This window comes from Streptomyces sp. NPDC028308 (assembly GCF_055565855.1).
Genome location: NZ_JBVHTO010000024.1, coordinates 22,725 through 33,159, shown reverse-complemented (window position 1 = coordinate 33,159; position 10,435 = coordinate 22,725). Strand labels below are relative to the sequence as shown.

At 73.4% G+C, this 10,435-nt stretch carries 10 protein-coding genes and 1 pseudogene; 8 read left to right on the top strand and 3 right to left on the bottom strand.

Annotation, left to right across the window (positions count from 1 at the left end):
- Positions 1 to 178, bottom strand: a pseudogene (locus tag ACZ4VA_RS38295) (aa3-type cytochrome oxidase subunit I); the annotation flags it as partial.
- A 105-nt stretch (positions 179 to 283) separates the two neighbouring features.
- Between ACZ4VA_RS38295 and ACZ4VA_RS38290 the strand changes: the two are divergent.
- On the top strand, positions 284 to 865 hold the full coding sequence (locus ACZ4VA_RS38290; RefSeq protein ID WP_356175714.1) for an RNA polymerase sigma factor: 582 nt from the start codon (positions 284 to 286) through the stop codon (positions 863 to 865).
- Positions 858 to 1,838, top strand: coding sequence for a CU044_5270 family protein (locus tag ACZ4VA_RS38285; protein WP_468084567.1), 981 nt, complete (start codon positions 858 to 860; stop codon positions 1,836 to 1,838). The genes ACZ4VA_RS38290 and ACZ4VA_RS38285 overlap by 8 nt, the downstream gene beginning before the upstream one ends.
- 260 nt (positions 1,839 to 2,098) lie before the next feature.
- Here ACZ4VA_RS38285 and ACZ4VA_RS38280 read toward each other — a convergent pair whose 3' ends face one another.
- Entirely contained in the window at positions 2,099 to 2,464 is a 366-nt protein-coding gene (locus tag ACZ4VA_RS38280) for a nuclear transport factor 2 family protein (protein WP_356175720.1), read from the bottom strand.
- 172 nt (positions 2,465 to 2,636) lie between these two features.
- Between ACZ4VA_RS38280 and ACZ4VA_RS38275 the strand changes: the two genes are divergently transcribed.
- Positions 2,637 to 2,933, top strand: a complete 297-nt coding sequence (locus ACZ4VA_RS38275; protein ID WP_355786009.1) for a hypothetical protein — start codon at positions 2,637 to 2,639, stop codon at positions 2,931 to 2,933.
- Positions 2,934 to 3,140: 207 nt separating this feature from the next.
- Positions 3,141 to 4,601, top strand: coding sequence for an aldehyde dehydrogenase family protein (locus tag ACZ4VA_RS38270; RefSeq protein ID WP_356239641.1), 1,461 nt, complete (start codon positions 3,141 to 3,143; stop codon positions 4,599 to 4,601).
- 26 nt (positions 4,602 to 4,627) lie between these two features.
- Here the strand turns inward: ACZ4VA_RS38270 and ACZ4VA_RS38265 are convergent, their stop codons facing one another.
- Positions 4,628 to 6,382 carry an ABC transporter ATP-binding protein gene (locus ACZ4VA_RS38265; protein WP_356175725.1) on the bottom strand — a complete coding sequence of 585 codons (1,755 nt, stop codon included), beginning with the start codon at positions 6,380 to 6,382 and terminating at the stop codon, positions 4,628 to 4,630.
- Between the two features lie 327 nt (positions 6,383 to 6,709).
- Between ACZ4VA_RS38265 and ACZ4VA_RS38260 the strand changes: the two genes are divergently transcribed.
- The 4 genes from ACZ4VA_RS38260 to ACZ4VA_RS38245 all read left to right on the top strand — a co-directional run bounded on the left by ACZ4VA_RS38260 (position 6,710) and on the right by ACZ4VA_RS38245 (position 10,429).
- Positions 6,710 to 7,795: an S-(hydroxymethyl)mycothiol dehydrogenase gene (locus ACZ4VA_RS38260; protein WP_356175728.1), complete on the top strand. Its 1,086-nt coding sequence runs from the start codon at positions 6,710 to 6,712 to the stop codon at positions 7,793 to 7,795.
- The gene (locus ACZ4VA_RS38255; protein WP_356175730.1) at positions 7,795 to 8,427 is read left to right on the top strand and encodes an MBL fold metallo-hydrolase; all 633 of its coding nucleotides are present in this window, start codon (positions 7,795 to 7,797) and stop codon (positions 8,425 to 8,427) included. Before ACZ4VA_RS38260 ends, ACZ4VA_RS38255 begins: the two co-directional genes overlap by 1 nt.
- Positions 8,428 to 8,649: 222 nt before the next feature.
- On the top strand, positions 8,650 to 9,564 hold the full coding sequence (locus tag ACZ4VA_RS38250; protein WP_356175733.1) for an SDR family oxidoreductase: 915 nt from the start codon (positions 8,650 to 8,652) through the stop codon (positions 9,562 to 9,564).
- Positions 9,565 to 9,631: 67 nt separating this feature from the next.
- Complete coding sequence (locus tag ACZ4VA_RS38245) at positions 9,632 to 10,429, top strand: SDR family NAD(P)-dependent oxidoreductase (protein WP_356239652.1); 798 nt, start codon at positions 9,632 to 9,634, stop codon at positions 10,427 to 10,429.
- The last annotated feature ends 6 nt before the right edge of the window (positions 10,430 to 10,435 follow it).

Sequence of the window (10,435 nt, the reverse complement as noted above, 5' to 3'; positions counted from 1 at the left end):
TCAGCAGCGCCATGACGCCACCGATGCAGAAGAACGCGAACGACGTGATCAGGTACAGCGAGCCGATCGTCTTGTGGTCGGTGGTCGTCAGCCACCTCACCACGGTGGCTCCGGGCCGGTGCGTGCGTACGGGCGGGGACGGCGCGGACGGCGGCGTCGTCACAGTGTTGCTCTCCATGCCCCGCCTGTGTCCGCACCCCGCGCGGCCGTCACACTCGGGGCGAGCGACGAGCGTCACACCGGCGGGTGTGACGATCACCGGCCTGCCGGACATCAAAGGGACATGAGCAACGACGAGATCTTCGCCGCTGCCTATCGCGAGCACTACTGGGCGGTCAGCCGCTACGTTGCGCGGCGACTGGACGGCCGGACGAGCGAGGTGGAGGAAGTGGTGGCGGAGGTGTTCACCGTCGCCTGGCGCCGGCGTGCGGAGCTGCCGGCGACCCCGCTGCCCTGGCTGTACGGCGTCGCCCGCAACTGCCTGGCCAACGCCGTACGCGGGTACGGCCGGCGGCGACGGCTCGTCGACCGCATCGGCCACCACGAGACCGCGCACCGGCGGCAGATCGTGGACAGCCCCGACACCGAGACGCCCGGCGACTGGGTGCACGAGGCGCTGGCCCGCCTGGCCCCCGGCGACCAGGAGGTGCTGCGCCTCACGGCGTGGGAGGGACTCGGCATCGACGAGATCGCCGTCGCCCTCGGCTGCGGGAGCAGGGCCGCCGCGATGCGGCTGCACCGCGCCCGTGGCCGGCTGAGGACCGAGATCGACCGTATGCGGGACACCGGGCGCCCCCGCGCGTCCGCGACGCCGGGCGCCGGTACCCCCGGCCACGACAGCACGAAGGAGCACGGCCATGGCTGACGAACTCGACCTGCTGCGCCGCGCCGACCCGGTGCCGTCCGACGACCCCCGCTACCGCGACCGGCCCCTCCACCCCCAGGCCGAACGCCGCCTGAACCACCTGCTGACCGGCGACCGGGCACGCGTACGGCACGGGCGGCGCTGGGCCTGGGGTCTCGCCGCGTCCGCCGCCGTCGCGGCGCTCGCGCTGACCCTGCTGCTGTCCGGGACGACCACAGCGCCCGCCGTCGCCGCCCCCCGCCCGCTGGTCGTCGAGGCCGGTTCCGCCGCCGTCCCCCTGGACCGGATCGCCGACGGCGCGGTCGCCGCGGGCGAGTCCCCGCGCCTGCGCCAGGGCACGCACGTCCAGACGTGGAGCCTCGCGATGACCGGCGGCCCCGGTGGCCGGCCGCCGTTCACCCTCCCCGAGGAGCGCGTGGTGCGCTGGAAGGCCGACGGCAGTCACACCGAACTCGTCGTGGCGACCGACCCGCGCCACCCGGGCAGGCCGGTGATCACCGACGGAGGAGACACCCCGCGCACCGTCCAGGACGGTCACGTCCTGAGCCGGCGGTCGTACCCGCCCAGCTGGAGCGACGGCCCGCCCGCCGCGCGTCCCCCGCACGACGTCCGCCGACTGCGCGCCTACCTGGAGGAGATCGACCCCGCCGACACCATGGACACGCCCGGCCTGCTTGACGCCGTGGCGGTGCTGCTGGACCACTGGACCCCGGGCGGCCGGGAGTCGGCGGCCCTGGCCCGAATCCTCGCCGACGCCGAGGGGCTGCGGCCGCTCGGCGCCGTGACCGACCGCCTCGGACGCGAGGGGCAGGCATACGTGTACGACGACACGGCGCACTCCACGCGCCGGATGCTGATCCTGGACCCGGCGACCGGCGCCGTCCTGGGCCTTGAGGACACCGTCACCGAGGACGAACCGGAGTACGGCGTCCAGGCGGGCGACGTGATGTCGTACAGCGCCTGGCTGCGCTGACCCGACGCCGGGCCGGTGACGCGCGGCGCGGCGGTGCCCGGTGCCGCACCCGGTCCCTCACGGAGGGAGCCGGCGCCGACGCGCACGAGGACGCAGCACCCGCAGCACCGAGCGCACGAGGAAGAGGGACGCGGGCCACCGGGTGGAGGGGACCGCATGCTGCCGCCGGGACGGCGTCGGACGGGACCGGCCCATGGTCGCTCGCGCCGAGAAGGTCCAGGTCACCCGGGACGTGACGTGGGCCTGCGGCCACCGCCGCGTCACTCGTCCCATGCCTGGAGCAAGGTGTGGTCGACGATCTTCCCGTCGCGCAGCGACATCATCGACTGGGACAGCACCTTCACCCCGTCCGGATACTCGCAGGACTCCGTGAAGGCGACGTGGTCGCCCTGGACGACGCACTGCTCCATCTTGTGGGTCATGTCCCGGCTGTAGACGTCGGCGAGCATCTCGCCGATCTTGTCCCGTCCGTGCATGACCATCGGGTGACTGGGCTGCGTGTTGCGGTCGACCACCCGTATCTCGGCGTCGTCCGCGTAGAGCGACAGGAGTGCCGCCGCGCTGTGTCCTTCGATGCCCCGGCGCAGAGCCTCGGTGTCGAAGGCGGGACCTGCTGCGGTGCCCATGATGACCTCCTTGCGAGGGCCGCGGCCCGGCGAGGAGCGGCCCGAGAGGGCCTCTCCTTCGAGGCTCCTCCGCCGCGCGGCGGTCGGCAAGCGCAGGCCGTGCTGTGCGCCTCTCGGGTGAGGAGCCCGGTACGGCCGTGTCCGGACGGGGCCCGGCGCCGTTGCTGAGGTCATGATCTCAACACGACGCATCGTTGCCGCCGTTGGTCTCGCCGTCAGCGCCACGGGGCTCGCCGCCCCGGCCGCGAACGCGCTCGGTGCCGACACCCTGGGCGTGGCGCCGATCAGCCCGGTCGCGCAGCTCGACGCGCTCGCCCAGAGCAACGTCCCGGCCGAGCACCGCGAGCAGCTCCCGCACGTGTCCAGCCAGCTCGCGGGCCTCAACCGACTGCACGACCTCGAACAGCTGCACCAGGTGACCGACCTCGTCGCCCCCGCCGTCGGGCTGCTCCCCGTCGGCCTCGGCTGACATCGGGTACGCGCCGACTCCCGGGAGTCCGGCACCGTCCTCCAAGGGCCCCCGCTCAGGCGGGGGCCCTTGACATTCCCCGGTCGCGGCCGGAGCATCCGGGTAGCTGAACGAACGAAAGTTCACCCTGCGAACAACGATGCTCGGGCCGACTCCGGGCATCCTGGTTGCGTACCGCCGTAGTGACGTACCGAAGGAAGCCGCGCCATGGCCATCACCCGTGAACTGCTGATCGGCGGCAAGGACGTCCCCGCCGCCTCGGGCCGCACCGCCGAGGACGTCGACCCCTACACCGGCGAGGTGTACGCGACGGTCGCCGCCGCGGGCCCCGAGGACGTCACCCGGGCCGTGGACGCCGCCGACGCCGCCTTCGAGCAGTGGGCCGCACTCGCCCCCTTCGCCCGGCGGACGATCTTCCTCGACGCGGCCGGCCTGCTGGAGGCCAGGGGTGACGAGGTGGCCGAGCTGATGGCGCGGGAGGCCGGCGGCACCCGGCCGTGGGCGCTCTTCAACGTCGCCCTGGCCGCGAACATCCTGCGCGAGGCCGCCGCCGCGATCACCGCCCCGCGCGGTGAGGTGCTCAGCGCCCAGGAGGAGGGGGTGCTGGGACTCGCGGTGCGTGAACCGCTCGGCGTCGTCGCCGCGTTCGCCCCCTGGAACGCGCCCGTCATCCTCGGCACGCGGGCCGTCGCCGCGCCGCTGGCCGCGGGCAACACCGTCGTCGTCAAGGCGAGCGAGGACGCGCCGATCGCCTGCGCGCTGCTGATCGCGGACGTCCTGCGGGAGGCGGGACTGCCCGACGGAGTGCTGAACGTGATCACCAACGACCGTGAGGACGCGGCCGAGATCGCCGAGGCGCTGATCGCGGACCCCCGCGTGCGCGCGGTCAACTTCACCGGCTCCACCGGCGTCGGACGCGTCATCGGCACCCACGCCGCCAGTCATCTCAAGCCCGCGGTACTGGAGTTGGGCGGCAAGAACGCCGTGCTCGTGCTCGACGACGCCGACGTGGACTACGCCGTCGACGCCGTCACCTTCGGGGTGTTCATGAACTCCGGGCAGATCTGCATGTCGGGCGACCGCATCCTCGTCCACGAGTCCCTCGGCGAGGAGTTCACCCGCAAGTTCACCGCGAAGGTCGCCTCGCTCCGGGCCGGCGACCCCGGCCACCCGCACACCGTCGTCGGCCCGCTGGTCACCGCCTCCGCCGCCCGGCGCGTCGCCGCGCTCGTCGAGGACGCCGTGGCCAAGGGCGCCACCGTCCTCACCGGAGGCGGCGAGCCGGACGGCGCGGTGCACCCCGCGACCGTGCTCACCGGCGTCCCGAAGGACGCGGAGCTGTACTACGCGGAGGCGTTCGGACCGGTCTGCGTCGTGGAGACCTTCGCCGACGACGACAGCGCCGTGGCCGTCGCCAACGACACCGACAACGGGCTGACCTGCGGGGTCATCACCGAGAACGCCACGCACGGACTCGCCGTCGCCCGCCGCATCCGTACCGGCATCGTGCACATCAACGACCAGTCCGTCGCCGACGAGCCGCACGCGCCCTTCGGCGGCGTCAAGGCCTCCGGCTACGGGCGGTTCGGCGGGCGCTGGGGCGTCGAGGCATTCTCCAGCACGCGCTGGATGACCATCGCCACCCAGCAGGCCCACTACCCCTTCTGATGGTCCGTCACCGTCCGGTGCACGGGTCAGCCCGAGGTCGCGAGGAACTGCGTGGCCGCCAGTTCGGCGTAGAGCGGGTCCCGCGCGACGAGTTCACGGTGGGTGCCCACCGCGCGCACGCGGCCCGCGTCCATCACGACGATGCGGTCCGCCATCGTCACCGTGGACAGCCGGTGCGCGACCACCAGGACCGTCGTCGTCCGGGACACGTCGGCGACCGTGTCGCGCAGCGCCGCCTCGTTCACGGCGTCCAGTTGCGAGGTGGCCTCGTCCAGGAGCAGCAGACGGGGGCGGCGCAGCAGGGCGCGGGCGATGGCGACGCGCTGGCGCTCGCCCCCGGAGAGCCGGGTGCCGCGGTGGCCGACGAGCGTCTCCAGGCCGCGCGGCAGCCGTTCGAGCAGACCGTCGAGGCGGGTGGTCTTCACGACCCGGTCCAGCTCCGCCTCGTCCGCCTCCGGGTTCCCCAGCAGCAGGTTGTCGCGCATCGTGCCCGACAGGACCGGGGCGTCCTGCTCGACGTAGCCGATGGCGGCCCGCAGCCTGGGCAGCTCCCAGTCCTCCAGCGGGCGCCCGTCGACGCTGATCACCCCCGCCTCCGGCTCGTAGAAGCGCTCGATGAGCGAGAACACGGTCGTCTTGCCCGCGCCGGACGGCCCGACGAAGGCGGTCATGCCCCGCGCCGGGACGGCGAACGTCACACCGTGGTGGACGTACGGCAGATCGTCGGCGTACCGGAAGCGCACGTCCTCGAAGGCGAGCGCGGCCGGTTCCGCGCCGGGGGAGGGCAACGGCGCGGGCAGGGAGACCGGTTCTGCCGGCAGGCTCAGCGCCTCCTCGATCCGGGCGAGCGCCGCCGCGCCGGTCTGGTACTGCGTGACGGCGCCGACGACCTGCTGGATCGGCGACATCAGATAGAAGACGTAGAGGAGGAACGCGACCAGCGTGCCGACGTCGATGGCGCCCGTCGCGACCCGGGCACCGCCCACCGCGAGCACGGTGATGAACGCGATCTGCATCGCGAGGCCCGCCGTGTTGCCCGCGGCCGCCGACCACTTGGCCGCGCTCACGCTCTGGCGCCACGACTCCTGCGCCGCCGCGTGCACGGCCCGCTCCTCACGCTGCTCGGCGCCGGACGCCTTCACCGTGCGCAGCGCGCCGAGGACCCGCTCCAGCGAGGCGCCCATCACGCCGACCGCGTCCTGCGCCCGGCGGCTCGCCCGATTGATGCGCGGCACGATCACACCGAGCACGGTGCCCGCGCCGAGGATCACCGCGAGGGTGACGCCCAGCAGCACCGGGTCGACGAAGCCCATCATCGCGACGGTCGCGGCCAGGGTCAGCCCGCCGGTGCCGAGTCCGACGAGCGAGTCGGTGGTGACCTCCCGCAGCAGCGTCGTGTCCGAGGTGATGCGGGCCATCAGGTCGCCCGGCTCGCTGCGGTCGACCGCGGGTATCCGCAGCCGCAGCAGGTACGAGGACAGGGTGCGCCGGGCGCCGAGCACCACGGACTCCGCGGTGCGCCGCAGGACGTACGAACCGAGGGCGCCCACCGTCGCGTTGACGACCACCAGCACCGACAGGCCGAGCAGGGCGCCGGTGATGGAGCGGTCGTGCGAGAGGTCGTCGATGAGTCGCCGTGCCACCAGCGGCAGGACCAGCCCCGTGGCCCCGGTGCCGAGCGCGAGCAGCGCGCCCGCCAGCAGTGCCCACCGGTGCGGCCGTACGTACCCGAACAGCAACCGCCAGGCGGGCGTGGCCGCTTCGGTCTCAGCGATGGTCACGGCGCTCCTCGTGGGAGTCGGGGCGGAACACTCAGGCTACGTCCCCGTGTCCCCGGCGAGGGGCGGGACCAGGGGATTCACGGATCGCCCGCGAGATCGCCGGGGCCGGCCCGCGGCCGTCGGGACGGGCGTCACGCCGCCCGCGCCCCACGGCATCACCGGCACGGCGCCGTGGGGCACCGGCGCGTGGCCGCGCTCGGGGTTCACGAGCCGGCCCGGACCTGCCCCGGGGTCATTTCCGGGGCCGCCCTCTCACCTGGCCCGCTACCCACCGGTCACCCCGTAGGGTCGGCTGACAGAACGTCCACCGAAGGGAAGGTTCCACACATGGCGCAGGAAGTACGCGGCGTGATCGCACCGGGCAAGGACGAGCCGGTGCGCGTCGAGACCATCGTCGTGCCCGATCCGGGGCCCGGCGAGGCCGTGGTGCGGATCCAGGCCTGCGGGGTGTGCCACACCGACCTGCACTACAAGCAGGGCGGTATCAACGACGACTTCCCCTTCCTGCTCGGCCACGAGGCCGCGGGCGTCGTCGAGTCGGTCGGACCGGACGTCACGGACGTCGCGCCCGGCGACTTCGTGATCCTCAACTGGCGTGCCGTGTGCGGGCAGTGCCGTGCCTGTCGGCGCGGGCGGCCCTGGTACTGCTTCGACACGCACAACGCCACCCAGAGGATGACCCTCACGGACGGCACGGAACTGTCGCCGGCCCTCGGCATCGGCGCCTTCGCCGAGAAGACCCTCGTCGCCGCGGGACAGTGCACCAAGGTCGACCCGGCGGTGTCGCCCGCGGTCGCCGGACTCCTCGGCTGCGGCGTCATGGCGGGCATCGGGGCCGCGATCAACACCGGGAACGTCGGACGCGGGGACTCGGTCGCCGTCATCGGCTGCGGCGGCGTCGGCGACGCGGCGATCGCCGGGTCCCGGCTGGCCGGCGCGGCGAAGATCATCGCCGTCGACATCGACGACCGCAAGCTGACCACCGCCCGCGAGCTCGGCGCCACGCACACGGTCAACTCCCGTGAGAGCGACCCCGTCGAGGCGATCCGCGAACTGACCGGCGGCTTCGGCGCCGACGTCGTCATCGAGGCCGTCGGCCGCCCCGAGACCTACCGGCAGGCCTTCTACGCCCGCGATCTCGCCGGCACGGTCGTGCTGGTCGGCGTGCCCACCCCGGAGATGAAGCTCGAACTGCCGCTGCTGGACGTGTTCGGGCGCGGCGGTTCCCTCAAGTCCTCCTGGTACGGCGACTGCCTGCCCTCCCGCGACTTCCCGATGCTGATCGACCTGCACCTCCAAGGCCGCCTGGACCTGGGCGCGTTCGTCTCCGAGACGATCGCGCTCGACGACGTGGAGAAGGCCTTCGAGCGAATGCACCAGGGCGACGTCCTGCGTTCGGTGGTGGTCTTCTGATGACGCACGCCCGTATCGACCACCTCGTCACCTCCGGCACCTTCTCGCTCGACGGCGGCACCTGGGAGGTGGACAACAACGTCTGGATCATCGGCGACGACCACGAGGCGATCGTCATCGACGCCGCCCACGACGCCGACGCCATCGCCGAGGCGGTGGGCGACCGCACGCTGAGGGCCATCGTGTGCACCCACGCGCACGACGACCACATCGACGCGGCGCCCGCGCTCGCCGAGCGGACCGGTGCCACGATCTGGCTGCACCCCGACGACCTGCCCCTGTGGAAACTGACCCACCCCGGCCGGCTGCCCGACGCCTGGCTGGCCGACGGCCAGGTCATCGAGGCGGCAGGCACGGACCTGACCGTCATGCACACCCCGGGCCACGCCCCGGGCGCGGTCTGCCTGTACGCCCCCGGCCTCGGCAGTGTCTTCACCGGTGACACCCTCTTCCAGGGCGGCCCGGGAGCCACCGGCCGCTCCTACTCGCACTTCCCGACGATCGTGGAGTCGATCCGCGAGCGCCTCCTCGGCCTGCCGGCGGACACGGTGGTGCGCACGGGACACGGAGAGACGACCACCGTCGGCGCCGAGGCACCCCACCTGGACGAATGGATCGCGCGCGGCCACTGACGGCCCCCGCGCCCCCGGACGCGGGGCCCGCACCCCGGGCCCCGCACCCTCCGGACCGTGCACCCCCGCCCGTCACGGGACCGCCCGGCGCGACGGCCCGGACCCGGAAGTCCCCGGGAAAAGACGACAGAAGATGTCCGGCTTCCACGACACCCTCATGACCACACCGGCCGACGGCACCTCGTCGGTCAAGGTGAGGGACACGCACACGGAGGTCGGAAGATGCCAGGAACGCTGGACGGCAGGGTCGCACTGGTCGCGGGGGCGACCCGGGGCGCGGGACGGGGCATCGCCGTCGAGCTGGGCGCGGCGGGAGCGGTCGTCTACGTCACCGGGCGCAGCACCCGCGAGCATCGCTCGGAGTACGGCCGGCCCGAGACCATCGAGGACACGGCGGACCTGGTGACCGCGGCGGGCGGCACGGGCATCGCCGTACCCACCGACCACCTCGTGCCGTCCGAGGTCCGCGCGCTCGTGGACCGCATCGCGGAGGAGCAGGGCCGGCTCGACGTACTCGTGAACGACGTGTGGGGCGGGGAGCTGCTCTTCGAGTGGGACACCCCCGTCTGGGAGCACGACCTCGACAAGGGGCTGCGGCTGCTGCGGCTCGGCGTCGAGACGCACGCGATCACCAGTCATCACGCCCTGCCGCTGCTGCTGCGCCACCCCGGCGGCGTGGTGGTCGAGATGACGGACGGGACCGCCGAGTACAACCGCGCCAACTACCGCGTCTCCTTCTTCTACGACCTCGCCAAGTCCTCGGTCCTGCGCATGGCGTTCGCCCTCGGCCACGAGCTGGGCCCGCGCGGTGCGACCGCAGTCGCCCTGACTCCGGGCTGGCTGCGCTCGGAGATGATGCTGGAGCACTTCGGGGTGAGCGAGGACAACTGGCGCGACGCGCTGGAGAACGTGCCGCACTTCTGCATCTCCGAGACGCCGTTCTACGTCGGCCGGGCGGTGGCCGCGCTGGCGGCGGACCCCGAGCGGGCCCGCTGGAACGGGGCGTCGCTCTCCAGCGGCGGCCTCGCGAAGACCTACGGCTTCACCGATCTCGACGGCAGCCGCCCGGACGCCTGGCGCTACATGGTCGAGGTGCAGGACCCGGGCAAGCGGGCCGACGCGACCGGTTACCGCTGAACAGGGGCCGTACGGAACGCCGTTGAGGAGCTGTCGCGGTGATCTCCGGGCCAGTACGGTCGCCCGTATGACTGCGATGACGCGTTTCGAGGGGTACGGGGTTCTCATCACGGGCGCGGCCCGGGGCATCGGCGCGGCCACCGCCCGGCGACTGGCCGACGAGGGTGCCGGGGTCCTCGTCACCGACGTGGACGCGGCCGCCGCGCAGAAGACGGCCGCGTCCATCCGTGAAGGGGGCGGCCGGGCCGAGGCGTTCAGGTGCGACGTGTCCGACCGTGACTCCGTGGAGCGCGCCGTGGCGTACGCGGTGGAGGCGTTCGGTTCGCTGGACGTGCTGGTCAACAACGCGTACGGATGCACACCGGACGAGCGGCTGTTCGAGGACGAGTCCGACGAGGTCTGGGCGCGCGACCTCGACCTCACGCTGACCGGCGCCTACCGCTGCTGCCGCGCCGCGCTGCCGCACCTGGTCGCCGGTGGCCGCGGGGCGGTCGTCAGCATCGGCTCCGTCAACGGCCTCCAGGACTTCGGCAACCACGCCTACAGCGCGGCCAAGGCCGGCCTGGGCTCCCTGACCCGCACCCTCGCCGGTCACGCGGCCCCACGCGGGGTGCGCGTGAACCTGGTGGTGCCGGGCACGGTCCGCACCACCGCCTGGGAGGGCCGGGACGACGACCTGGAGCTGGCGAGGGAGCTCTACCCGCTGGGCCGGGTGGGGGAGCCCGAGGACATCGCCGCCGCCGTGGCCTTCCTCGCCTCGGCGGACGCCGCCTGGATCACCGGCACGACGCTGTGCGTGGACGGCGGGCTGACGGCGGTCAACACCGGTTTCCGGCGGTCCGTCCGGCAGCACCGTACGGACTGAGGGGCC